The sequence below is a fragment of the Hoyosella altamirensis genome (assembly GCF_014191505.1).
GTDB classification, from domain to species: Bacteria; Actinomycetota; Actinomycetes; order Mycobacteriales; family Mycobacteriaceae; genus Hoyosella; species Hoyosella altamirensis.
Map to the genome: position 1 here is coordinate 941355 of NZ_JACHWS010000002.1, position 24327 is coordinate 965681.

Below are 24327 nucleotides of genomic sequence, written 5' to 3' on the forward strand. Positions count from 1 at the left end.
CGGAATACTCCTGAAAACTTGCCACCAGCGAATGCGAGACGAGACAACCATGAGTGCTCAGCAGCCGACCATCATTTACACGCTGACCGACGAGGCGCCGCTACTCGCGACAGGTGCCTTTCTGCCGATCATCCGCACTTTCACTGATTCGGCGGGTATCAAGATCGAGACCAGCGACATCTCTGTCGCGGCGCGTATTCTGGCCGAATTCCCGGATTACCTGACCGAGGAACAGCGCGTGCCGGACAACCTGGGTGAGCTGGGCCGTCTGACGCAGTTGCCGGAAACCAACATAATCAAGCTGCCGAACATCAGTGCCTCGGTGCCGCAACTCGTGGCCGCGATCAAGGAACTGCAAGCCAAGGGCTACGAGCTTCCGGACTTCCCGCAGGATCCGAAGACGGACGAGGAAAAGGAAATCCGGGATCGCTACGCAAAGTGCCTGGGCAGCGCGGTGAACCCGGTACTGCGCGAAGGTAACTCAGACCGTCGCGCACCAAAGGCGGTGAAGGAGTATGTGCGCAAACATCCGCATAGCATGGGCGAGTGGTCCATGGCCTCGCGCACACACGTTGCCCACATGCGGCACGGCGACTTTTACCACGGTGAGAAGTCCATGACCGCGGACCGCGCATGCAAAGTAAAGATGGAACTGCTGACGAAAAGCGGCAAGACCATCGTGCTGAAACCCGAGGTATCGCTCGGGGAGGGCGACATCTTCGACAGCATGTTCATGAGCAAGAAAGCCTTGTGCGACTTCTACGAGGAGCAGATGGAGGACGCGCGCAAGACCGGCGTGATGTTCTCCCTGCACGTCAAGGCAACGATGATGAAGGTCTCGCACCCGATCGTGTTCGGTCATGCGGTGCGAATTTTCTACAAGGAGGCCTTCGCGAAGCACCAGGAACTGTTCGACGAACTGGGTGTGAACGTCAACAACGGCCTGGGTGATCTCTACGACAAGATCGAGACGCTGCCCAGTTCGCAACGTGACGAGATCATCAAGGATCTGCATGAGTGCCATGAGCACCGGCCCGAGCTGGCTATGGTGGACTCGGCCCGCGGAATCTCGAACTTCCATTCACCCAGCGACGTAATTGTGGACGCCTCGATGCCGGCGATGATCCGGTCGGGCGGCAAGATGTATGGCGCTGATGGGCGAACGAAGGACACGAAAGCGGTCATCCCGGAGTCGACGTTCGCCCGCATCTACCAGGAGATCATCAACTTCTGTAAGACCAATGGCGCGTTCGATCCGACGACCATGGGGACCGTGCCAAACGTGGGCCTCATGGCGCAGAAGGCGGAGGAGTACGGGTCGCACGACAAGACCTTCGAGATTCCCGAAGCCGGTGACGCCAATATTGTGGATCTCGACACTGGTGAAGTGCTGCTCACCCAGCATGTGGAGGCCGGGGACATCTGGCGCATGTGCACCGTGAAGGATCAACCGATCCGTGACTGGGTGAAACTGGCTGTCACACGCGCGCGCGACTCCGGGATGCCGGTCCTATTCTGGCTCGACCCGTACCGCCCGCACGAGAATGAACTGATCAAGAAGGTCCAGACTTGCCTGAAGGATCACGACACGAGTGGTCTCGACATCCAGATCATGTCGCAGGTGCGTTCGATGCGCTACACGCTAGAGCGTCTGATACGTGGACTCGACACGATCGCTGCGACAGGCAACATTCTGCGCGACTACCTCACCGACCTCTTCCCGATCCTGGAACTCGGTACGAGCGCGAAGATGCTCTCCATCGTGCCGCTGATGGCCGGTGGCGGTCTGTACGAAACGGGAGCGGGTGGTTCGGCTCCCAAACACGTCAAGCAGCTGGTGGAGGAAAACCACTTGCGCTGGGATTCGCTCGGCGAGTTCCTTGCGCTGGCTGTCAGCCTTGAGGACCTGGGCCGCAAATTCGATAACAAGCAGGCCGCCATTCTTGCCAAGACTCTTGATGCGGCGACCGGGAAACTACTGGAATACAACAAGAATCCCTCCCGCAAGACCGGCGAACTGGACAACCGCGGAAGCCAGTTCTATCTCGCCCTCTACTGGGCACAAGAACTTGCCGGACAAAACGAAGATGCAGAGCTGCAGAAGCACTTCGCCGCACTGGCTGAGAAGCTGGCGGAGAACGAGGAAACCATCGTGCAGGAACTCGCCGAGGTGCAGGGTAAGCAGGTGGATATCGGTGGCCACTACGCACCCGACCTCGACAAGATCAGCGCGGTGATGCGGCCGAGCAAGACGTTTGACGATGCGTTGGCGGCAACGGTCGACTAGTGATCGAGGTACCTTAGCGCCCTCTTCGCGGCGTGGTATCCGCACATGCCGTGCGCACCAGGCCCCGGAGGGGTCGCGGCTGAGCAGATGTACATTCCGGGCACGCCGATCGAGTAGGGCGCTAGGGTGGCTCGTGGCCCAAATACTAACTGCCGGATGTCTTTTGATCCGGTGAGGATGTCGCCGCCGATGTAGTTGGAGTTGTATTCCGCCATCTGCGTCGTGGAACGCACCGCGGTCCCGACGATGCGCTCGCGGAAGCCTGGTGCGAAGCGCTCGATCTGGGTGATGATCGCTTCGGTTGCGTCGCCGGTGTAGCCGTGTGGCACATGGGCGTACGCCCAGAGCGGGTGGACGTTACCCACGGATCGCTGCGGGTCGGCGAGATATTGCTGGCCAACGAGAACGAACGGGCGTTCGGGCATGGTCCCCGCATGGATGGCACGTTCGGTCGCGGCCACTTCCGCGTATGTGCCGCCCACATGCACGGTTCCTGCCTTGCGCGCCTGGGAGTTTGTCCACGGCACGCCACCCTCGACCGCGAAGTCGACCTTGTACGCGCCCGGTCCGCGGCGGAAGCGTGTGAACGGCCGTGCGACGCGTCGAGGTAGCTGGTCGCCGAGGATGCGGGCGATCGCCGCGGGGGCCAGGTCGAAGAGGGTGACGTCCGACGAGGGCAGTTGCGATGCGCTGTCGATTCGTACCCCGGTCTCGATCTTGCCGCCGTGGTCAGAAAGCGCTGCTGCCATCGCGTTGGTGATGGCCTGGGAGCCACCTTTTGCCACGACCCAGCCATTCGCATGACCTGCAGTGACGATACCGATACCGATCGCGGACGTCATGGGATAGTGCAACGGACGAAACGCATGGGCTGCGATACCCCCGAACAATCCCCGTGCCTGTTCGGTCCGGAACAGACGGGCCACGACCGACCCGGGCAGCGGAGCCGGAAATCCGAACCGGGCCATAGCCAGCGGGTGGCGGGGAACACGAAGAATCGGCTGCATCATTCCGTCGGCGAGTTTGCTGAAGTTCGCCGAGGTGCGGCCAAACAGCAGCCGCCATGGATCGCCATCTTGCCCGAGGCCTGCGGCGGTGTCGGCGACGGACCGGTACAGGAGGCCAGCCGTTCCGTCATCTAGCGGATGCGCGCAATCAATCTCCGGGTGGCACCATTCGAGGCCGTACCGGGCCAGTTCGGCCTCCACCATGAATCGGGAGCCGACCGCCATGGGGTGTACTGCCGAGCAGTGGTCGTGGAGCAACCCTGGCACGATGGCCTCGCTGGAGCGCGCGCCACCGCCGATCTCGTCTGTGGCCTCCAGAACGGTGACCTGCACCCCCGCGCGTGCGAGGATCACCCCGGCAGCGAGCCCATTGGGCCCGCTGCCGACCACCGTTGCGGTGCTCACTTGGAGGCTCCTTCACGGATCCAGGTGGGGTTCAGAGGAATTGGGCCGTTAGGTAACCACGGCTGCTCGACAACCGCGTCCGCCACGTTCCACGTTCCCTTCTCGATCACCCCGACTGCGGCATCTATCACTTTGTAGTGTTGCACGCCACTGCCAAATGCTTCGGACTCCACCCACACGACGATCAGTTCACCGGGCTCGAACTGTGCTTCGTCCTGAACGGCCTTGATCATGTCGACGTCGTGCATGTGCCCGTCACCAAAGTTGAAGCCAAGCACCGAGTTGCAGAGGAACTCAGCTTCGCGAACAGTGCGCGTTTCGATATCAGGCAGGCGGGTCAGAAGCAGTGAGAACAGTCCGCGAGCTTGGCTGTGCAGCGAACGCCAGGCGATGGTTTTCTGCATGGTGACTTCTGCCCATTCGCGTTCCGTTCCAGTTTCGATCAGCTGGTCAATCTGGTTTCCGGCGGAGCGGGTGACGCGGTTGAGTTTGTCCTCGCACCCCGGTTCGAAAGCCCACAGGGCGGTTGCCCAGTTACCGGCGTACTGCCGCATCGAGGGAAGGAACGACACTTTATCTGGGCGGAGGTTGCCGAGTACCGGGAAGAAGAGCAGCCCGCCCACAACCAGGACCAGCAGCCACGGTGACGACATATCGGTGATGTAGTAGCCGTCCCGGTTCGGGAAGCCGAGGAAAAGGAATGCGGTGGCGTAGGCGAACAGCACATTCCATTCCAGCGGCACAGCGAGTGGGAATGTCGAAATGATGAACAGGTGGAAGCCGATCATGAGCAACGCGGCAGCGAGGCTGACCCACTTGTTTGTGGAGAAGAACAGCACCAGCGGTGCAGCAATTTCGACAGCGGTTCCGTTGACGTGGGCCATGAAGTGCGCCAGTTTCGACGGGCGCAAGTCGTTCGGGTAGTTGCGGTAATGCGCGCGTTTGAGCGACTTGAATGGCATCGACGGACTGTTGCTGACCATTGGCGGGACAACGTTGGCGAAGTGCTTGCCGAACTTAGAGAACCCGGCACCAACCCAGACGACGAGGATCAGAACCTTCAACGCGATGATCATGTCGGTGAACGACAGTGCGGTGAAGAAGATCATTGCTGGCAGGTACTGTTCCCCGCGTGCCGCAAGGAACACGACCTTGTCCCGTAAGCCCAGGACGATCAGTAGGACAACGGAGAGTCCCACTAGTGCAGGGCTGACCAGTCCGCTCGTGTTATTCGGCATTGCTTGGCTCAGGGATTCGCTGGAGACTCCTGGCATCGCGAGAGCAACAACGAGACTGGCAAGCAAAGCGAGGTAGAGTCCGACATCAACGCTGGTGCGGCGATCACCACTGGTGAGCGGCACCCATTTCCATGGCCGGAGCCGGATGGTGCCCCGTTTGGCGTAGAACTTCCAGCCGCCTGTCATGGGTTTGAATTTGCCGGCGAGCGGCCCCCATGAGCCCGCTACGTTCAAGCATTCCAGTAGCACAGTCCAGAGGATGAGCTTCTGGTAGACGATCGGCTGGTTCCACCATTCGGCGACGTTCCAGAACGCTGGCAGCCCCGAGGTAGTAGTTGCGAAGATGACGCCACCAAGCGCATACAACACGACGATCTTGAAGATGTAGATGGTGTGGACCATTTTCGGCGCACCGAAGCCATAGTCAACCCAGTCTGTCGCCAGGATGCGCATGCGCTCCATCAGCGGCTTCTTCAAGAATTCTTCGGGCACGACCGGAGGGACGTGCGGTTTTGTGAATCCCATTGTGGTTTCTCCTCGTGCGGGATGATCAAGCGTCGGCGAGCGACCGGCGCAGTGTGGGCTTGTCGAGCTTGCCGACGGGGTTCTTTGGAAGCCCGTCGAGGATGGTGACTTCGACTGGGACTTTGTATTTCGCGAGATTGGTGCGGAGGTGCGCCAGAATGTCGTCGACAGTGAGGTCAGACTGAGGCGTGAGTGAGGCGAACAGAACGGGCTCTTCGCCGTAGACGTCGGTGGGACGTCCCACCACCGCGACCTCCGCGATACCCGGCATTTGATAAGTGACGGCTTCGATCTCTTTGGGGTAGATGTTTTCGCCGCCCCGAATGATCATGTCCTTGGCCCGGTCGACGAGTACGAGGTAGCCGTCCTCATCGAGTCGGCCAATGTCGCCGGTGCGTAGCCATCCGTCGACGATGGTTTTGGCGGTTTCCTCGGGGCGGTTGAGGTAGCCGCGCATGATGTTCGGTCCAGTGATGAAGACTTCACCAACCTTGCCGTCCTCAACCGGGGTGCCGTCCGCGTCGACGATCCGCACCTGTTGCCCGGGGAACGGCTTTCCTACGGTGCCGGGTTTCCGCACTCCGTGCAGCGGGTTGATGGTGCTGGCGCAGGTTCCCTCAGACAGGCCGTAGCCTTCGATGATCGGGACACCATACCGGCCCTGGAACTTTTCGATGAGTTCAACGCTCGCGGGTGCGGCACCGCAGATGCCGAAGCGGATCGACGACGTGTCCGGCTGCACCTCATCGGGCAGATTGGACAGAATCGTGTAGATCGTCGGTACGGCCGAGAAGTAGGTCGGACGTACACGTTCGACCAGATTGAAGAAAGTTTTCGGACTGAATGTCCCGGCCACAACAGTGCTGCCGCCGGACAGTAGCGGTGACAGCGTCGACACTACGATGCCGTTGACGTGGAAGAGCGGGAGAATCAGCAAACTGCGATCGGCGACGGTCAGTTCGAGGGCTTCAATAACCATGCTGCACATGGCATTCAGGTTCTTGTGGTCGAGCATGACGCCCTTGGGGCGGCCGGTGGTGCCGCTCGTGTAAATGACGAGGGCGAGTGCGTTCTCCGAATAGGTGACGGGACGTGAGCCACCGTGAGCAGCGCCATTAGCCAGATCGGTGGTAGTCACAACCGTTGCAGGCGAGATGATTTCGTCGTCGGTGACGAGCACCTTCGCGGCCGCATCCGTGACCTGATACGCCACCTCAGCGGGCGCTAGTGCAGGGTTTATTGGTGTGACCGCAGCGCCTAGGCGCCATGCCGCAAACAGGGTAGTCACGAGGGCTGTGGTATTCGGTAGCATGACGGCTACCACATCTCCAGCCGATACACCGTGCGAATCAAGCGTCGCAGCGTGGCGGTTCACCGTGTCGAGGAACGCAGCGTTGTCCAGATCGGTGTGGTCGTCCGAAACAGCTGATCCTGTTGGTGACTGTTCAGCTCGTAGCTCGGGGACTTCGGTGAGGTTCATTGTTCTCCTCGCAAGAGATTCGCGGTGATGTGCAACACACGGTATGGCTGAGGTGGTAGGCATCACACCGTCGCGTGGCGATGAAGTTCCGGGCCGCGTTTGTCTCGCGGAGACAAAACAACCTTCCGAAAGGTCTGGTTTCGGCAGTAATCGGAGTTACGATTCGGCGGTGCGCGAGAACCCCCGCCCAGAAGGAACCAGTGCTGCTGCTGCGGCGATCATCAGCAAGCTTGACAGTCAGCTTAGCGAGGTGACTGGGGTAATCCAGCAGTATCTCGTTGCACAGATCACTGAGCTGCGGGGCGACGCACAACTATTGGACTTGCTGCGCGACAGCGTCGAGGGCAACATCGAAACGATATTTTCGGCGATCGAACATGCCATCCCGATCAGCCAAGTGGAGCCTCCAACGGCAGCACTCGAATATGCTCGACGTCTCGCACAGCGAGGAGTCTCCGCGAATGCGCTCGTGCGTGCTTATCGGCTGGGCCAGCAGGAGTTGCTACGCGTCTTGCTCGACGACATTCGCAGCTCCGACCTTCCAGCGCAGAACAAGCTCGATGTGTTCGAGCAGGTTTCATCGACCACGTTCGGCTACATCGACTGGATTTCGGAACAAGTCATCGCGGTGTATCAAAACGAGCGTGAGCAGTGGCTCGAAGACCGTAACCGTGTTCGTGCACTGCAAGTGCGTGAGGTCCTCACTGCAGATGCGGTGGACGAGGATGCGATGACCACCGCTATGCGCTACCCACTTCGCCGCTTTCACCTCGCACTGGTCGTCTGGCGGCCTGGAGTGGACAGCGCGGCCGGCCTCGGACAAATGGAAAGGTTCGTACGTGACCTTGCAGAACACCTAGGCGCAAGCCATAACCCGCTATTCATCGCGGAAGATCGGCTCACCGGCTGGGCGTGGATCCCGCTCTCGGCTAAAAGCGCAGCAGCCGAGGCAGTTTCGGCAGCGCGCGCATTCACGCGCGGCCAACCTGATCCACCGTCACTCGCATTCGGGGCAGCATTGCCAGGTTGTGCGGGTTTCCGCCGCTCTCACCAACAGGCGCTTGATGCGCGCGCGGTCGCACTAGCATCGAATACCGAGGGTGCCGCTGACCGCCATGATGTCGTCGCGATCTCGGACCCGGGTCTTTCTGCCGCCGCGTTGCTGGGTGGGGACGTGAACGCGGCTCGCGTATGGGTCTACGAGGTACTCGGCCCACTCTCGTCGGACACGGAGAACGACGAAAGGCTGAGGCATACACTCGAGGTCTTCCTCCGGAGTGGTTCAAGTTTCAAAGCGGCGGCAGGGCAACTCAATCTCCACTACAACTCGGTGAAGTATCGCGTCGCGCGCGCCATCGAGCGGCGTGGGCTACCTATCGAAAACGATCGGCTAGAAGTGGAGATCGCCTTGCTGTTATGCCGGTGGTACCGGGGCGCCGTCCTGAGCTGACATGGTCACTGCGCTACTAGGGAAATGTGCGGCTCTCTTTCTCGCGCCCGTGTAAGGCACGAGCGACATTTGGTCAGCCCTCGGCAGGGTCGAGGAAGATGTCAAGCTCGAGTTCGCAATCGCCGGACACCGTGCGATAGTGCTCGAAGTCGGTCGTGCCGTGCATCGCGAGCACAGCGTCATCGATGAAGAAGTTCGCTGTCTCCGCGGTGTTCAGGATCAGGTATGCGGCGTCAGCCATGATCTCAGGCTTACGCGACACAGCTATCGAGGTATCACCACCGAGCACGTTCTGAACGGCAGCGGTGGCGATCAGTGTCCGCGGCCACAGCGAGTTCACTGAGATGCCATCACCTTTCAGTTCTTCCGCTAAACCCAGCGTGGTGAGTGACATCCCGTACTTCGCGATGGTGTATCCAAGGTGCTTACCAGCCCATGCCGGGTTCAGGTTGAGCGGTGGAGACAATGTGAGGATATGCGGGCCGCGCCCAGCCTTCGCGGACGCCTGAAGATGCGGGAGCGCCATCTTAGACAGGAGGAAGCTGCCACGGCAGTTGATGTCCTGCATCAAGTCGTACCGCTTCATCGAAATCTCGTCGGTGGTCGACAGATCGATGGCAGAGGCATTGTTCACGACGATGTCGATGCCGCCGAACTCGTCGACAGTACGCTGTACCGCTGCTGCCACAGATTCGTCGCTTCGCACATCCCCGACGATCGGTAAGGCCTGCCCGCCCGCGCTTTCGATCTCGCTCGCTGCCGAGAAGACCGTACCTGGAAGTTTCGGGTTAGGGGTATCGGTCTTCGCGAGCATCGCAATGTTCGCGCCATCTCGCGCTGCACGCAGCGCGATCGCCAGGCCGATGCCGCGCGATCCGCCCGACATGATCAGGGTTTTACCTTCTAGCGACACGATGTACTCCTTCAGGACGCGAACGTAGATAACAGGTCGTCAGTCTGTACCTCGTGCCGCGCGGACCGTTAGGGTTCTCGTGACGAACTTGATTGTTGCTGGGCCACAGTGCTCGAGCGCGCTTGGTGCTGTAGCAACTCCGCCGCGACACAAAGATCCCATCACGTGCCGTCTCCAACGGGTCGGCGGCGGTCGTTGGTGGGCCGGTGCACCTTCCCAACGGGGCGACAATAACTCCTGTGTGCTGTCACGTCCAGATTCGCGGTGTACCGATCGGCGGGTGCGCATTTCCTCGGCGGGTGCACGTTTCCTCGGGATACTCCACATTTCCTCAAGAATCTCCTTGCGTAAATGTGCAGTATCCCGAGGAAATCGAGGTGGCACGTCCTCGTCGGCCACCTGCACCAGCCGGTGCTGCCTGAAGCGTGGACCTGTATGACGTCGAGCATTACGTCGCCCAGGCGGTAGAGAAGCTCAATACCTTCTTCGCGAAGCACCTCGCTTCGTGATCTAGCCGGGTGGTCTGCCTGCCTCAGTCCAGGCAGAACTCATTCCCCTCGGGGTCGGCCATGACGATGAAGCCAGCGTTCATCGGGGGAGCAGGCTCGTCGCGTCGTATCTGGGTTGCGCCCAGCGCGACGAGCCGTTCGCATTCTGCCTCCAGCGCCGCCATCCGCTCCTCAGCCCACTCAGCCGGGGGCACGCCACACTTCATTCACTCCCCCAACAACCCCCACCAGCCGTGGCCGTAAACTTCCTCCCAAGCAAGGCCTTGGGGGTGTGCATGAGAACAATGAGAACAACAGGAGAACTCGCCCCTCAACGAGTACTCGGATTGGCGTTTAGACGATGGCGGTTTTCGGCTTCGAATCGCAGACGTTTGAGAACGCTTCATTCCGCGCTGAACTGGCGGTACCACCCGCGCTCTTCGCTGCGCTGCTGCACTTGGATATTCCGCTCGTTCAGCTGTTTCGCGTTGAAAACCTCACGGCAACTGAGCTTTCCAACGTCACCGTCACACTCGACGTCTTCAGTGGAGAAGAAAACCTGACCACCCCATGGGTACGTTTGATCCCTACGCTACAGTCGGGCACGTCTCTTACGTGGGATCGGGCGCTCGACCTGCGATTCCTCACCCCGGAATCGGTGCTGGGCTGTACCGACGCCTTCCCGATCACCTACCATGTTGCGGTCTCTGCGCCCGGTGTCGAGACGCTACATGTCGCCGTGCCTTCGCGCATTCTCGCTCGCGATGAATGGTTGGCTGCCGCGCCGGTGTATGACGTGATCAGCGTGTTCTCGCAGCCCACTGCCCCTGAGGTGGCGCAGGTTCTTCGGCGTGCATCAAATATTCTCCTCGCTGAGACCGGGTCGGGGGACTTTGATGGGTATGACGCTGGCGCGACGCGAGCCGCACTCGTTGGCGCTGCGATCTACGAAGCGTTGCGGGTCAGCAATTTTGCGTATGAGGAACTCCCACAGCCGTTGGATAGCTCCAGCATCAAAGTTCGTACCACATCGCAGGTTTTCGAACAGCTCGTCGGCAGTTGTCTTGACCTGGCGATCACCTACAGCGCGTGTCTCGACGCCGCCGGTGTACGTTCGTTGATCTTCTTCGCCGATGGCCACGTCTTGGGTGGGTTCCATTCCCGTGATGAACGCCTCCGCGATGTCGTCACCACCGACGCCAATTCCATTGTCACTCTCGTGCAGACGGGCCGCGTGGTGCCGGTGGAACTCACTGGGATTGCTGGGAACCAGCCGGCAGCGACGTTTGCCGAAGCGCATCAATTGGCTGTGCAACGACTTGGGGTGCCCACCGACATTCGGGGGCTTGTCGATGTGGCGTATGCGCATCGCAGCGGGATCCAGCCGTTCCCTCACAGCGACATCGTAGAATCCGCAACACTAGCGAGTGCGAGGAACGGCGCCGAAAGCCTGATAGGCCTGCCCAGTGCGCTCACCGAACTCCTCACCGAGGACGACGATACTGACAACCTACAGCGGCGTGCCGTTCGCGACGACGATGCGCCCGACCGGATTCGGGCATGGCGACGTTCGCTGCTCGATTTGAGTTTGCGTAATCCGCTGCTGAAGATGCCGACGTGGCGAGGTGTCGATTGTTCCATCCCCGAGGGATCGCTGGCGTTACTCGACGATCTGATTCACGATGGGAAGGCCATCGACCTTAACCCCCACGATCGTCTGACCCGCGTCCAGAAGCTGACTGGTGCCCGCAGGGTCGAGGATCTAGAACCAGAGGTCCGCGCGAATGATCTGCGGCACCAACGTTGGCTGTATTTGAACATTGGGGAAACTGCATACCGTAACCGGCTCAGGTATCTCAAACACCAATCGGACCTTGCACAGCAGGAAACCGGAGCCAACTACCTCTATCTCACGCTCGGCTCGCTTGTGCATCCCACCGCGACAGGTGACGCGCACGCACCGCTTTTTCTGCTACCAGTGAGTCTCCAGAGCGGTGCGGGAAACCGCCCCTACAGCATTGTGATCGACGGTGATGAGATCGCGGCGCCTAACCAGTGCCTCGTCCAGTGGCTAAGGGTGCGGCACAACGTCACGATAGATGCGTTAGCCAATCCCCCGATTGGTGAATCGGGCATCGACATCACGACCTCGCTGCGTGCGATTCGCGAGGCACTGGTGGACACTAAGCTCGACTTCCGTATCGAAGAAACCGCGAGCATCCGGCTCCTGCAGTTCTCAACGTTCCAAATGTGGCGTGACCTGGTAGACCACTGGCCTCAGTTCATGCAGAACCCGGTTGTACGCCACCTCGTCGAACGTCCTGGCGATGCATTCGCCGACCCGGCTGGACACCCAAGCGACGTGACCGTTGATGAAGCGGCCATGCCGCTGCCTATCCCGGCGGATGGTTCCCAGTTGCGGGCGATAGAACTCGCCACACGTGGACATTCGTTCGTCCTCGAAGGACCGCCCGGGACGGGGAAGTCCCAAACCATTGCCAACCTGATCGCCCACGCAGTACAGCACGGGAAATCGATTCTTTTCGTCGCAGAAAAACAAGCGGCGCTCGATGTGGTGAAACGCCGCCTCGACGCTGCAGGCCTCGAAGACTTCTATCTTGACCTACACGGTCGCCAGCAGTCGCTGCCCGCCATCCGAAAACAGCTTCACTCTGCGCTGAATCACCGGCCAGCGGGTGCTGGTCGCTTCGCAGCGACATTTGCGCAGTACCGTGCCCGGCATGCCACGGTTGCCGCTTACCCGCCGCGCGTGCACGGACGTAATCGCGCACACTACTCGTTGTGGGAGGCCTACGAGCGCAGTCATGCACTCGGCGACGGTCCGGTGGCTGCTGTCCCCGCAAGTTTCTTCACTCTCGGTGAGAACGAACTCACGACCGTTGAGAATGCGGTGATGGCGTTAGCTCCTGCGGCGGAGTCTGCCAGGCTGCGACCGCGGCACCATTGGCGGATCAGCGGACTTCGAAAGGTCGAAGCTGATACGCGGGATCTGCTGTCCGCGGCCCAGGATCTGGAGGCCGCGCGGGACGTTTTCGACCATCTCCCGGCCGACGTCTCGCATGCACTGCGCAACGTTGCCTCGCCCACGCAGCTCGCGCTAAGCGCCGAATGCGCTACCTTCGCTGCGGCAGGTCTGCTTCCTGATCCGGACCACACAATCCCGGTTGAGGCTGTCGAAGCTGTCAGGCAATTCCATCAGCGCCATCTCCCCGCGGTGCAGTTCTTTTCGGAGCAACTGTTCACAGATCACGACTTTGATGACTACGCTGAGGCCGCCGAGAACGCCACGCGCGGGATGCTGGGCAAGAAGCGCCGACGCCGTCACCTCGCAGACCTACTCAACCATTACGTGCCGGGTGGCCACAAGCTCGATGAATCGACAGTGCTGGCCGCATTCGATGCTGCTGCCGCAGCCCGCGCTGATGCCCGCGCCCTCGCGTATCGCACGCTGCACGTGCCGATCGGCTGGTACCCGACCAACGCGGACGCGGTTGCCGAACTCGATTCCGCCCGCCGTCGTGCAGAAACATCAACCGCGCTGCATCGGGAACTGCCCGACGTGTGGGCATGGTTGCGCGCCACCGGCAAGGGGACACTGGCAGCACAAATTCAGCAGATCGGTCGTGCCTGGACGCGTTGGTTGACCGAGTTGAACGCTGACGACGCGACTGTGGATGCATGGCGAGGCGACCTGCATTGGGCGGATGCCTGGGATCGTGACAGCTCAGTCTGGTTCGCTGATCTCCGCGATCACGGCATACTCCCCGTGCAGCGCTGGGGGCAACTGCTCACCCTGACAGACATCGTGGCCGCCCACGGGCTGATGGATTTTGCCACGCAACTCCTCTGTGGCACGTTCACATCCCACGACATTGAGCTGGCATTCTTTCGTGGTGCAGCATCAGCGGCGATCGCTGAACGTATCGCGACAGGGAGACTGGAGTTCTTTGACCGGCGCGAACATGAAAACGATATCGACGCCTATCACGACCTTGCGGCCCAACTTCGCACGGAAGTACCCCACGTATTGGGTGCGCGCATAATTGCCCATCGCCCACATATCAGCGGGACGTCGGGTGGTGGTTTAGTCCGGCAGCTACAACGCAAGCGAGGCGGTCTACGTTTTCGCGAACTTCTCGCGTCATACCCAGACGAGATTCTCGGACTCACTCCATGTTTCCTGATGAGCCCGGCTTCGGTTGCGAAGTTTGTTGATCCCTCCGCTGTGTTGTTCGACATCGTTGTCTTCGATGAGGCGTCGCAGATTCGCGTGCAGGAAGCGATCGGTGTGATGGGCCGAGGCCGGTCGATCGTGATGGTTGGGGATTCGCGGCAGATGCCACCGACGAGTGTCATGCATGCCAGCACGGACAGCGAGGAGGACGATGACCTTTCCGTGCCACAGGACCTCGACAGTATCCTCGCCGAGTGCGTGGAATCTGGCCTGCACCAAGAATGGCTGTCATGGCACTACCGCAGTGCCGACGAAGCACTGATCGCGTTCTCTAATGCTCATTACTACGACGGTCGTCTCGCCTCACTTCCGTCGCCTGGGATTAGTCGCGACACCGGGATTTCGTTGCGCCGCATTGGAGGTGTATTTGATCGCGGCGCGCGCGGGACCCGAACGAATCGGGCCGAAGCGGACGCAATCGTCGCGGAGGTGTCGCAGCTCGTTGTCGCCACGAATCAGTCGATCGGCGTAGTCACGTTCAACGTGCAGCAACGTGACCTGCTAATCGACCTCCTCGAAGACAGCCCAGACCCCCACATACAGCGGGAGCTCAACCGAACCGATGGTGAAGCGCTGTTCGTGAAGAACCTCGAAAACGTCCAGGGAGACGAACGAGACATCATCCTCTTCTCGCTTGCGTACTCGAAGGACCCTGAGACCGGCACACTCCCCCTGAACTTCGGTCCGCTCACACACGCTGGTGGGGAACGCCGTCTCAATGTCGCGATAACCCGCGCGCGCCGCCGAATTGTTCTGTTCAGCTCTTTCGGTCCCCGGGACATCGACCTTCGGCGGACCAACTCGGTTGGGCTGCAGCACCTGCGGGCCTATCTCGAGCACACACAGGGGGATGCAGTCTACGGTGGTGAACCTGCTCATACTTCCGCCGATGTCACGACAATGGGGCGCACGATCGCTACCCGCCTGCGCGAGCGAGGCATCGAGGTTCAGCACAACCACGGCCTGTCAGCGTTCACTGTCGACATGGCTGTGCGGCGTGCGGGCGCCGCACACTGGCAGGCTGCCGTGCTGTTTGACAGTCCGCAGTGGGCGAAGCGTCCTACTGTCGCCGATCGTGACGGCGCACCCCGGCTCCTGAGCACCATCATGGAATGGCCGCATGTGATTCGTGTGTGGCTGCCCGAGTGGCTGATCGACTCTGATGGGGTGATCAGCCGGATCGAGGCAGCAGTAGCCGAGGGCCCGCAGTCGCCCTAGAGCAGCGGAGTTGCCGCGTCGTCAGCAACTACCTCCAAGGTCTGCCCGCGCGTTGGTCAACCCGGGACCGGCTTCAAAACCGCGCTGCAGACCCTCGACCACACCCGCCCGACAGTCGGCGCGCAGGCAGTCGGTATCGCACAGGGCGCGCTCGACGCCGCGATCGAATACACCAAGGGCCGCAGCCAGTTCGGTCAGTCAATCTCGAAGTTCCAGGGCGTGCAGTTCATCCTCGCTGACATGGCAATGAAGCTCGAAGCCGCGCGTCTGATGGTGTACCACGCCGCAGCGCGTGCGGAGCGCGGCGAGAAGAACCTCGGTTTCATCTCTAGTGCTTCGAAGTGCTTCGCTTCGGACATCGCGATGGAAGTCACCACCGACGCTGTGCAGTTGTTCGGCGGCGCAGGGTACCCGCGCGACTTCCCTGTCGAACGAATGATGCGTGACGCGAAGATCACCCAGATCTACGAGGGCACCAATCAGATTCAGCGCATGGTCATGGCGCGAGCGTTGCTGAAGTAGTGCGTCGCGTGTTCGTCCTCTGACGTCCTCCGCAGGTGCACATTTCCTCGGGATACTGCACATTTCCTTAAGAAACTCGGTAGCTGTCAACCTGTCTGAGACAGGTGGGGTGGTTTGATGTTGATTCCGGTGGCTTCGGGGAGCCGGGGTGCTTGTGGGGGTTGCCGGAATCGTTTGGGGTGGGCGGCGTAGTACTGGTCGAGGTGTTGTTGCCGCTGGTGCTGCACGTGGTGGGCGGTGCTGTGGTAGACGCTGGCGGGGGTGTGCCAGTTCAGGCCGCTGTGGCGGTGCTGGTGGGCGTAGGTGTGCAGGTACTGCCCGGTCCATTCGCGGGCGTGTTCGATGCTGTCGAAATGGTCCGGGCAGTTCAGGTCGTATTTCAGGGTTTTGAACATTGATTCGGAGAACGGGTTATCGTCGCTGACCCGGGGCCGTGAGTACGACATGGTGGCGCGGTGGGGGATATTTTCGAGCAGGCTGGTCAGCTCGCTGGCGCGCATGGCGGCGCCGTTATCGGAGTGCACGATCGCGGGCGCGCCGTGCGCGGTGAGCGCGGCGGTGAACATGTTTTTCGCGTCCGCGGCGTTCTCGCTGTAGCCGATGTACCAGCCCACCGGGTAGCGGGAGTACACGTCCACGATCAGTCCGAGCCGGTAGCGGTCCTGATTACGCGGCCCGCGCAGTTCGGTGGTGTCCCAGGTCCACAGCTCATTCGGCGCGGCCGCTGGCACGACGGGTTTTACCCGTTTGCTGCTGGCGCCTCGGCGGATCCGGCGTCGGTCCCCGGTGAGCTTCTCGCTGCGGGCAACGCGGTAGAACGTGCTCAGCGAACAGCCGATGTTCTTCGCATCGAAGGCCCGCCAGTACGCCTGCAGCACCGACAAATCCATGTACTCCTCGCAGCCGAGCAGGTCAATGATCGTGTCACGCTCGGTGTGACTCAGCGCCGCGGGCTGCTCCCGCCGGGCTTGCGGTGTTGGATCGGTGACCGGCCGATAATGCTGATAGCCACGGGTGATGCGGTAAAACGACGACCGCGCAACACCAATGAGCGTGCATGCGGCGAGCACGCTCATCCCGGCCGCGATAAGAGCGAGGAGCACGCCGGTCAGGACAGGTTCTTGCGCTGCAGCCACCGTGCGTACTCGTCCGCGCTCATCAGCGCTGGCGGGATCTGTTCGTGCTGCTCGCTGGAGCTCTCGTTGATCCCATGCAAGAGCTCGTAGGCTTTTCCCAGGATTTCCTGAACGGCTTCAGCCTGGGCGACCTTCTTCTTCAGGGCCTCATTCTCGCTGCGTAACCGCGCTAACTCGGCCCGATCACGATTACTCACACGGTTCCTTGACTTCTCTGAGGCAGCCACCATCGCGGTGGTGTATTGCCCCCGATCATATGCCTGCAGCCAGGGGCGAACAGTTGCCTCATCCAGGCTGAACTCGCGCAGCAGCCGGGCCTTCGCACCACGCTCGGTGCAGTCCTGCCAGCGCCGCACAAAATTTACCCGGAAGGCCAGCGGAAACATCCGCTTTCCAGTCGGGGACCGGCCGATCTCAACATCACTCGTCACGGGGATCCAATCCCCGCCCTACCCGTCAGACGGTGTCTCACCACCATCCTGACAAATACGGAACTTCTTGCGTAAATGTGCAGTATCTCGAGGAAATCGAGGTGGTACGTAGGAGCGTCTAGTTGTTGTTCGGGTGCGTCACACTGGCGTTCGACACGGCGTATCAGGGTGAGCCGCGAGGCCTGGAGGATCCGTTCCAGCGTGCGGAGGACTTCCGCAACGCGGTCACGTACCTGAGCACCCGCGAGGACGTGGATCCGGAAAGTATTGGCGTGCTAGGGATCTGCGCTTCTGGTGGATATGTTCCATTTGCTGCGCAGACCGATCACCGGATGAAGGCAGTGGCTACTGTCAGCGGCCCGGACGCCACGTGCTTCTTCCGTGTTCCGGATCCTGAGGGCTTCGCGAAGCTGGTTGAGCAGGCCGGTCCTGCCCGGGTCGCGGAGGCCAGGGGCGGGGAGGTTCCGATGGTGCCGGTGCTGCCTGAAGCGGTGGACGATTCGACACCGAAGGCAGTACGGGAGTTCTTCGACTACTACAAGACCCTGCGAGCACAGCACCCGCGCTCGATCGGCAAATTCGCGTTGCGCAGTGTCGACCAGCTTGATCAGTTCGATGCGTACACAGGCGTCGGGAAGATCGCGCCGCGGCCGCTGCTGATGATCGCCGGTACCGAGGCTGAGACGAAGGGGTTCAGTGACGGTGCGGTCTCCGCTGCCGGGGAAACCGCCGAACTGTTCGAGATCGACGGCGCTACCCATGTGGACCTGTATGACGTCGAGCATTACGTCGCCCAGGCGGTAGAGAAGCTCAATGCCTTCTTCGCGAAGCACCTCGCTTCGTGATCTAGCCGGGCGGTCTGCCTGCCTCAGTCCAGGCAGAACTCATTCCCCTCGGGGTCGGCCATGACGATGAAGCCAGCGTTCATCGGGGGAGCAGGCTCGTCGCGTCGTATCTGGGTTGCGCCCAGCGCGACGAGCCGTTCGCATTCTGCCTCCAGCGCCGCCATCCGCTCCTCTCCCTCCAGCCCCGGAGCCGCGCGGACGTCTAGGTGAACGCGGTTCTTGACGACTTTGTCCTCCGGCACCTGCTGGAAAAACAACCGGGGGCCGTGTCCGTCTGGATCCTCGATTGCCGATCTAGTGTTGCGCTCCTCCTCAGGTACGCCGATCTGCTTGAGAAAGTCGTCCCACGCAGCTAGGGGATCGGCATTCTCAGGCAGGTCAACTCCAGGCGGAGCTGGGTGAACGTACCCCAGTACGTCACGCCAGAACGATGACAGCGCCCGCGGATCATGGGCGTCGAAAGTGACCTGGATTTCGCGGCTCATCTGGTTGCTCCGTCCGGCTCGGAAGGCAGGGATTCCCCGGAAAACTGTTGAGGAACCCTCGGATCTCTGCGCAGAGGTCCATCGTGCCCATAGCTCAACGGTAAGCCCGCAGAAGGGGTGATGGCAGCACTATCAAAACCAGGCTCAGCATCGTGTCAGCCACCTCTTTCGAAAACATCTGCGGAGGTCACGAGAACTCACCGAATACGGGTGGTCAGCTGCTTTGTGCTTTACGCCATCAGGGCGCTGAAGCGCCAGTCGAGGACCTGGGTCGCGGGTGCGGACGGGGTGTGTAAATAGACGAGCGACCGCAGCTGGAGAATGCCTCCGCCGTTCTCGGCCGGTGTCGCGGATTCTACGTGGAGTTCGCTGGTCAGGGTGCCGCCCTCATGTACCGGCGCGACGTGGTCGCAGGACGTCCAGTTCAGGACGGTGACCATGTTCGGCAGCGCGCGGGTTGCTTGTGCCAGCGCGATTCCGATGGTGTGCCCCCCATAAACCAGGCGTCCGTTGGCGCCGACTCGTTCATCGTGGTGCGTCGCTGCAATGTTGAGAGTGAGCCGTGCGAGTTCGGGTGCGTTCGTGACAACGTCACCGGTGCTCGTAAAGACCGTGCCCGCGAGAGATGGGGAGAAGTAGGGGCCGGGTACTTTCGCACGGTACGTGGCGAGGTCCCAGTCTGGGAGGATCGGTGCGGCGTTCTCGGACGGTCCAATCTGACTGAGGTCGTCCGCATGAATCGACCGATCCGGAGCGGGGCTGTCGCGCAGCGGCAGCATCGCGCAGCGGTAGAAGTCGAGCACGAGGTTGCCGTCCTGGTCGGTCGACGTGATACGCAGCGCGGCAAGACCCGTTGGCTTGCGTCCATCCTTGGGCCCGTTTTCGCGCAGCCCTACGACTGCAGTGCGCGTGTGGAGGGTGTCGCCGATCAGCGGGAAACGGAAAAAGCGCAGGCCACGATAGAACAGATTCGCTTTAACGCGGTGGGTCGCCAGTGTTGACTGCCCGATTGCGATGTCGCAGACGAGAGACGGGCTGGCCACCGCACCCAAGCAGCCGGTGACCGCTTGACTGAGATGATGGTCAAGAGGCAGACGCAGGCGGGTGCCCAGGATCGCCTGGTGCGTGGCAGCAATGCCGCTGGTCAATGTCACAGCGGGAGCAGTGTCGAATACCTGGCCGACCGAGAGATTGTCGAAGTAGGGTCCGCCGACATGAATACTCTCCATTACTCTCCTGTCTTTGCGAATGGCTCGCGACAATGACCGTATATCCAGTGCGACGATGGCGCTGACCGAGCCCAGTGGTGGATCCGACCTGCAGAGCATGACGACAACAGCGAAGCCGGACGGCGACGAACTCGTCATCAAAGGTGCGAAAACGTGGATCAGCAACGCTCGCCATTCCCAACTCGTCGCATTGCTATGCAAGACCTCGCCTCCGAGGTCGCGATGGAGATCGCGCTCAACGGTGTGCGCATCCACGGCGGATATGGTTACTCGACGGAATATGACGCCGAACGCTACTTCCGCGTCGCGCCGCTGATGATCGTTGGTGAAGGCACGAACGAAATTCTTCGGAACGTGATCGCATCACAGCTCGTCAAGCGGGGTGGCACTTAAGAGATTGAAGGCTGCCTCGTATGACAACAATGAATGCTCCCCGTGTGCTGCGCGGCGTCGACAGCGTCGAAGCCGCTGTCGGAGAACACCTCGGCTACAGTCAGTGGGAGAAAATCTCACAGGAACGTGTGAACCGCTTTGCTGACGCGACGGGCGATCACCAATGGATCCATGTCGATCCGGAACGCGCGGCGCAGGGGCCGTTCGGTGGCACGATCGCGCACGGCTATCTGACTCTTTCGCTTATCCCGGCGCTTGCCCGTCAGGTCGTGGTCTTTGAGGGCTTCGCAATGGTGATCAACTACGGCTCCAACAAGGTTCGCTTCCCGCAGCCAGTGAAGGTGGGCGCGATGGTGCGTGTCGGAGCAAAAATCACTGCGGTAGAACGCACTGTCAAGGGCGCACAAGTCACTGTCCGGTATACCGTCGAAATCGAGGGCGCCGACAAACCGGCCTGCACCACTGACGAAGTCCGCGTATTGGTGGCGTGATTGAGGAGCTAAGGGAACGCTTTTACCGCCTCGCCCAGCGCAGGACGTGCGGCTTGTATTTCATGAACCGCCGCAGCCGCGTTGACTTCACCGATTTGATCGAGAAAGCGGGATGGTTGCCGAGGATTTCCGCAAGGTTCCCATCGATCAGGGTGTCGCCGCCGCGCGCTGCGCTTGTGAGTCGGGCCGCTGTGTTCACGACTGTCCCATACAAATCTCCGTATCGTGCCAGCGCTTCCCCGTACGCGAGACCGACATGGAGGAGCGGCAGCGATTCGTCTTCCTCTGTCGCCGCATGAAGTTCGAGGGCAATCCGGGCAGCAGCTGCGGGCTGCTCCACGGAGAACATGATCTCGTCACCGACATTTTTGATCACGGAACCGCTGTGGTTCGCGATGATTGAGGTGACGGTCGATTCGAACGATTCGAGTAACTCGGCAAGTCCAGTGACGTTGTTGAGGCGTGTGAGGTCAGTGAAGCCGACCATGTCAGCAAAACCGACCACCAATGATTGGCTGGTCGTGTCCTCCCCAGGGCCGGCCAGGTAGCGGGCGGCGCGCGCTGCTAGGTGACGCCGCCACACATACGTTTGCAGGGAGTGGACGACTGGGACCCATTCGTCGACGAGTTCCGCAGCGTCGTCGAGGATTTCGATAGGGGAGATCGGCGGGTTGAGTTCCATGCGTTCCCGCACCAGTTCGAGGACGAGCTCGTTCAGGAGTGGGACTTGCCATTCCGCCGTCCGCGAATAGGTCTGGCCGAGAGCGCGGGTCAGGCCGACCGCGAGATCGCGGTCGAGAACCCCTGACGACTGCAAATTGGTGAGGGTTTTCAGAGCGTCGATGTCGCTTTCGGTGAACAACACGGCCTGCTCGTTTTCGGGGCTCGCGAATCCGAGTGCGCGCCAAAGGGTGCGTGCGTACTCGGGTGTGACGCCCGCTCGCTCAGCAACCTGGTTCCGCGTGTAGCGGCGCGCTTCACCGAGCAGGCTCTTCTCGACTTCTGTTTGAATGAGCCGCATGATCAGCGGGCGAGGCTCGGTTTGTTCCATCCCGCTCTTCGTCCGGCGCGGCACGATGAACAGCGGCTCGGTGGGCGCATTCGCATTAGCGATGTCGTCGTTCGGTGCCATCTGAGAGGTTCCCTGCGGTCGCGTCGGTGATGTCTTACAGATACTCCCCCAGATCAGTCTCGGGTACGACGAAAGCGACGTGATTGTCATCTCAGAGTGGTATCTGAACCGTAACAAGATCAGACGTGGGCCCGATGTTCCGGCCGTAGCGAGAAATTACCTTCTACCTGGGTAAACAATCTCATTCGGCAGGGGTGGACTGTGATCAGCAGTGTTGAAGTGGTGACGGATGTGTGGGCGCAGGCGGATCCGATGGTCTTGATGGTGGCTGCCGGCGTGTTGGCGCTGTGCGCGAGCGTGGCCACGTGGGGAGTGGCGACCGACGAGCGCTGGCGCAGCTTATGGCTGATGCCATTCCTGCTCATTGTTGCGGGCGGGACAGGGTTCGTCGCGGCGGTGCTGTTCGATGCTGGGTCACTGCTCCCCGGATCGTGGCCGGTTTTGCCGGAACTCAGCGCGCTTGTCGCGTTCGCGGCGGTTCCCGCCACGGCATTTGTCCTTGTGACGACGCAAAGCACGCGGATCGTGCGTGCGGTAGCGCAGGCTTCCGAATCGCGGGATATGGCACCTAGCGCCTCATAGCTGTTGGACGAATTCGATGCGGGCGGTGCGGTCGGGCTCAAGCAACTTCAGGAGCCGGACCGCCTCCGCTTCGACGGCGGGCTCTGCACGGCGAGGCACATCGATGAGACGGATACGCATCTCTACAGGTTCTCGCTTCTTCCCAGTGGTGACGCGATAGCCACCCTTGATGAACCCATCAATGAGCACCGGGGATATATTTCGGGTTTCGCGCTCCCAGATCTGGGCCGTCACCTCAGTGCTCACAATGCGCGAGCGATCTTTATGGCCGAGGAAGACGTTGTCGTACCAGCCGAGGAATCGGACTGGAGCCGCAAGCTCTGGATCGGCTAGCTCCGCGTCAGCCACGTCATACAGGGTCTGCCCACTCGCGGTCTGGTACGTGCGCAGTCGCGTGCCAAGCTGCTCAACCAGCTCCGCAATTCCAGGTAGCCGCGACCATGCGGCGATGTCTTGCGTTGACGCTGGCCCGAACGCCGCAAGGTAACGTGCGACAAGGTCGGCGGGCGAATAGTCGGTGATCAACGGCTGTCCGAGCCATGAGTCAATCCGGGACCATATGGGCCGTCCAGATTTACGCCACATCCCTCGCGGCGGCACCTGCAGCACGGGCACCTGGTAGTACCACGCCTGAGCGACGGCCTGGGGGTCGCGGTCCGGGAAGGCGGCTTCCGCTGAAGCGCGAACCTGCGCTGCTGTTCGCGGCCCGTCATCAAGCGCGGCTTCTCCATGTTTGCGGATCTCCTCTGTGTCGAGTCCGGAGAGCGCGCCAAAGAAGAACCCGGGACGCTCGAGGGTCTTCTCGAACTCGGGCTGGAAAATCGATCGCATGCGCAGCGCGTCTTCAGCGACGACGAGGTGAATGGTGCCGCGCATCAGCGTTGCCCGGACCAAGGAGCGCGACTCGAGCCCGTCGGAGAGGGTCAGCGGGTCAAAGTTCGTGACGCGGCTGAACATTCCGATATACGGGGGCAGCGCATCTTGCGCCTGCAATCCAACGAGGTGGACGGCCAGTTCCTCCGGCGATAATGCAACGCGTTCGAGGAGGTGCTGACGCTGCAGCAGCGTGCGGTTCAGGGTCTGCAGCTCATCCGAAGGACGCATGTGTCCCGCCGATGCCGTGCAAGATCGTGTGCACGACCGAGTCATCCAGGAAGTACCTCATGTTTCGCCCGTCGCGCTGCACGCTCACCCATTCGTGATGCCGAAGCAGACGCAGCGCATGGGAGACTGCGGTGTTGGACATCCCCAGGGCAGCGGCAAGTCCGTTGACGGTGATGCCAGGTGCGCGATGAATCGCTAGCAGTAGGCGCAGCCGGTTGGGATCAGAAAGAAGGTCGAACCGGCGGGCCCATCCGTCGAGATCCTCGACCGCGTCGATCGACGCGCGGGCTTCACGCTCAAGCAGTGGATCCTCAGCGATGGGCTCGGGCATGGTTACATTGTGCCGCTTCCCTTGGCATACCGGGTGCTCCTCACGCTGTGCCGCGTGGCAGAAGTGACGTGGCCCCGGACCAGCTGGGGGTCGGTCCGGGGCCACGGGATGAAAGAGCACCTTTGATCTTTCACACCAATGAGGAGTGCCTGGACCTCGACAATGAAATCCGGCTGTGATTCTCCTGAGGCTGAGTCTAGGAACTAGGAGCGCAGAAAGAAAAAGATTCTCCGATGATTGTTTATGAATTAAGTCACCCGATAGATGTCAGAAATTTCACATCACATTGCGGGCCCTGCGAGCGGCATTCAAAAACCAAAACTGTGTGATTCATGTAATACAACACTGCAATTGTGATTTGCCGCATAGTCCGCCACCAC

The 24327-nt window shown here is 61.0% G+C and carries 17 protein-coding genes and 4 pseudogenes; 9 read left to right on the plus strand and 12 right to left on the minus strand.

What is annotated here, in order from left to right:
- The first annotated feature begins 49 nt into the window (after positions 1-49).
- Positions 50-2287 carry an NADP-dependent isocitrate dehydrogenase gene (locus FHU29_RS13205; RefSeq protein ID WP_064440069.1) on the plus strand — a complete coding sequence of 746 codons (2238 nt, stop codon included), beginning with the start codon at positions 50-52 and terminating at the stop codon, positions 2285-2287.
- On the opposite strand, the gene FHU29_RS13210 is transcribed toward FHU29_RS13205, so the two are convergent.
- The 3 genes from FHU29_RS13210 to FHU29_RS13220 are packed head-to-tail and all read right to left on the minus strand — an operon-like array spanning position 2284 to position 6942.
- Positions 2284-3699 (minus strand): phytoene desaturase family protein, encoded by a 1416-nt coding sequence (locus FHU29_RS13210; RefSeq protein ID WP_064440070.1) that lies wholly within the window; start codon positions 3697-3699, stop codon positions 2284-2286. The two genes, FHU29_RS13205 and FHU29_RS13210, sit on opposite strands and share 4 nt — an antisense overlap.
- The gene (locus FHU29_RS13215; protein ID WP_064440071.1) at positions 3696-5462 is read right to left on the minus strand and encodes a DUF3556 domain-containing protein; all 1767 of its coding nucleotides are present in this window, start codon (positions 5460-5462) and stop codon (positions 3696-3698) included. The genes FHU29_RS13210 and FHU29_RS13215 overlap by 4 nt, the downstream gene beginning before the upstream one ends.
- Positions 5463-5487: 25 nt before the next feature.
- Positions 5488-6942 carry a class I adenylate-forming enzyme family protein gene (locus FHU29_RS13220; RefSeq protein ID WP_064440072.1) on the minus strand — a complete coding sequence of 485 codons (1455 nt, stop codon included), beginning with the start codon at positions 6940-6942 and terminating at the stop codon, positions 5488-5490.
- A gap of 169 nt (positions 6943-7111) precedes the next feature.
- Between FHU29_RS13220 and FHU29_RS13225 the strand changes: the two genes are divergently transcribed.
- Positions 7112-8392 carry a PucR family transcriptional regulator gene (locus FHU29_RS13225; RefSeq protein ID WP_064440113.1) on the plus strand — a complete coding sequence of 427 codons (1281 nt, stop codon included), beginning with the start codon at positions 7112-7114 and terminating at the stop codon, positions 8390-8392.
- A 73-nt stretch (positions 8393-8465) separates the two neighbouring features.
- Here FHU29_RS13225 and FHU29_RS13230 read toward each other — a convergent pair whose 3' ends face one another.
- The gene (locus tag FHU29_RS13230; RefSeq protein ID WP_074390836.1) at positions 8466-9305 is read right to left on the minus strand and encodes an SDR family oxidoreductase; all 840 of its coding nucleotides are present in this window, start codon (positions 9303-9305) and stop codon (positions 8466-8468) included.
- A gap of 532 nt (positions 9306-9837) precedes the next feature.
- Positions 9838-9984 (minus strand): annotated as a pseudogene (locus tag FHU29_RS13235) (VOC family protein); the annotation flags it as partial.
- 170 nt (positions 9985-10154) lie between these two features.
- On the opposite strand from FHU29_RS13235, the gene FHU29_RS13240 reads away from it, so the two are divergent.
- Together FHU29_RS13240 and FHU29_RS13245 are read left to right on the plus strand one after the other, a co-directional pair.
- Positions 10155-15266, plus strand: a complete 5112-nt coding sequence (locus FHU29_RS13240; RefSeq protein ID WP_064440073.1) for a DUF4011 domain-containing protein — start codon at positions 10155-10157, stop codon at positions 15264-15266.
- Positions 15267-15317: 51 nt separating this feature from the next.
- A pseudogene (locus FHU29_RS13245) lies at positions 15318-15788 on the plus strand (acyl-CoA dehydrogenase family protein); the annotation flags it as partial.
- Positions 15789-15874: 86 nt separating this feature from the next.
- On the opposite strand, the gene FHU29_RS13250 reads toward FHU29_RS13245, so the two are convergent.
- Positions 15875-16924 carry an IS3 family transposase gene (locus tag FHU29_RS13250; RefSeq protein ID WP_064442701.1) on the minus strand — a complete coding sequence of 350 codons (1050 nt, stop codon included), beginning with the start codon at positions 16922-16924 and terminating at the stop codon, positions 15875-15877.
- Positions 16897-17355: a hypothetical protein gene (locus tag FHU29_RS13255; protein ID WP_232323104.1), complete on the minus strand. Its 459-nt coding sequence runs from the start codon at positions 17353-17355 to the stop codon at positions 16897-16899. Before FHU29_RS13255 ends, FHU29_RS13250 begins: the two co-directional genes overlap by 28 nt.
- Positions 17356-17477: 122 nt before the next feature.
- Here FHU29_RS13255 and FHU29_RS13260 point away from each other — a divergent pair, with 122 nt between their 5' ends.
- Entirely contained in the window at positions 17478-18200 is a 723-nt protein-coding gene (locus tag FHU29_RS13260; RefSeq protein ID WP_157094877.1) for an alpha/beta hydrolase, read from the plus strand.
- A 23-nt stretch (positions 18201-18223) separates the two neighbouring features.
- On the opposite strand, the gene FHU29_RS13265 is transcribed toward FHU29_RS13260, so the two are convergent.
- Together FHU29_RS13265 and FHU29_RS13270 are read right to left on the minus strand one after the other, a co-directional pair.
- Complete coding sequence (locus FHU29_RS13265) at positions 18224-18685, minus strand: VOC family protein (RefSeq protein WP_064438653.1); 462 nt, start codon at positions 18683-18685, stop codon at positions 18224-18226.
- Positions 18686-18915: 230 nt separating this feature from the next.
- Positions 18916-19914, minus strand: a complete 999-nt coding sequence (locus FHU29_RS13270; RefSeq protein ID WP_064438652.1) for a MaoC family dehydratase — start codon at positions 19912-19914, stop codon at positions 18916-18918.
- A 97-nt stretch (positions 19915-20011) separates the two neighbouring features.
- On the opposite strand from FHU29_RS13270, the pseudogene FHU29_RS23875 reads away from it, so the two are divergent.
- From FHU29_RS23875 to FHU29_RS13280, 3 genes and pseudogenes are all read left to right on the plus strand, one after another.
- Positions 20012-20071 (plus strand): annotated as a pseudogene (locus FHU29_RS23875) (hypothetical protein); the annotation flags it as partial.
- A gap of 50 nt (positions 20072-20121) precedes the next feature.
- Positions 20122-20307, plus strand: a pseudogene (locus FHU29_RS23880) (acyl-CoA dehydrogenase family protein); the annotation flags it as partial.
- Between the two features lie 20 nt (positions 20308-20327).
- Complete coding sequence (locus tag FHU29_RS13280) at positions 20328-20798, plus strand: MaoC family dehydratase (protein WP_074390695.1); 471 nt, start codon at positions 20328-20330, stop codon at positions 20796-20798.
- A gap of 22 nt (positions 20799-20820) precedes the next feature.
- Here the strand turns inward: FHU29_RS13280 and FHU29_RS13285 are convergent, their stop codons facing one another.
- A complete protein-coding gene (locus tag FHU29_RS13285) occupies positions 20821-21930 on the minus strand; it encodes an adenylate/guanylate cyclase domain-containing protein (protein ID WP_183377558.1) in 1110 nt (369 codons plus the stop codon).
- Positions 21931-22131: 201 nt separating this feature from the next.
- On the opposite strand from FHU29_RS13285, the gene FHU29_RS13290 reads away from it, so the two are divergent.
- The gene (locus tag FHU29_RS13290; protein WP_064438650.1) at positions 22132-22512 is read left to right on the plus strand and encodes a hypothetical protein; all 381 of its coding nucleotides are present in this window, start codon (positions 22132-22134) and stop codon (positions 22510-22512) included.
- Here FHU29_RS13290 and FHU29_RS13295 read toward each other — a convergent pair.
- Both FHU29_RS13295 and FHU29_RS13300 read right to left on the minus strand, forming a co-directional pair.
- Complete coding sequence (locus FHU29_RS13295; RefSeq protein WP_064438649.1) at positions 22507-23616, minus strand: winged helix DNA-binding domain-containing protein; 1110 nt, start codon at positions 23614-23616, stop codon at positions 22507-22509. The two genes, FHU29_RS13290 and FHU29_RS13295, sit on opposite strands and share 6 nt — an antisense overlap.
- Positions 23600-23947: an ArsR/SmtB family transcription factor gene (locus tag FHU29_RS13300; protein ID WP_064438648.1), complete on the minus strand. Its 348-nt coding sequence runs from the start codon at positions 23945-23947 to the stop codon at positions 23600-23602. The genes FHU29_RS13295 and FHU29_RS13300 overlap by 17 nt, the downstream gene beginning before the upstream one ends.
- Positions 23948-24327: the final 380 nt, after the last annotated feature.

Bases quoted from the DNA above. Each gene is read 5' to 3' on its own strand.
- FHU29_RS13240 (WP_064440073.1), top strand. From the start codon at position 10,155: ATGGCGGTTTTCGGCTTCGAATCGCAGACGTTTGAGAACGCTTCATTC.
- FHU29_RS13220 (WP_064440072.1), bottom strand. From the start codon at position 6,942: ATGAACCTCACCGAAGTCCCCGAGCTACGAGCTGAACAGTCACCAACA.
- FHU29_RS13300 (WP_064438648.1), bottom strand. From the start codon at position 23,947: ATGCCCGAGCCCATCGCTGAGGATCCACTGCTTGAGCGTGAAGCCCGC.
- FHU29_RS13295 (WP_064438649.1), bottom strand. From the start codon at position 23,616: ATGCGTCCTTCGGATGAGCTGCAGACCCTGAACCGCACGCTGCTGCAG.
- FHU29_RS13265 (WP_064438653.1), bottom strand. From the start codon at position 18,685: ATGAGCCGCGAAATCCAGGTCACTTTCGACGCCCATGATCCGCGGGCG.
- FHU29_RS13285 (WP_183377558.1), bottom strand. From the start codon at position 21,930: ATGGCACCGAACGACGACATCGCTAATGCGAATGCGCCCACCGAGCCG.
- FHU29_RS13280 (WP_074390695.1), top strand. From the start codon at position 20,328: ATGACAACAATGAATGCTCCCCGTGTGCTGCGCGGCGTCGACAGCGTC.
- FHU29_RS13270 (WP_064438652.1), bottom strand. From the start codon at position 19,914: ATGGAGAGTATTCATGTCGGCGGACCCTACTTCGACAATCTCTCGGTC.
- FHU29_RS13215 (WP_064440071.1), bottom strand. From the start codon at position 5,462: ATGGGATTCACAAAACCGCACGTCCCTCCGGTCGTGCCCGAAGAATTC.
- FHU29_RS13205 (WP_064440069.1), top strand. From the start codon at position 50: ATGAGTGCTCAGCAGCCGACCATCATTTACACGCTGACCGACGAGGCG.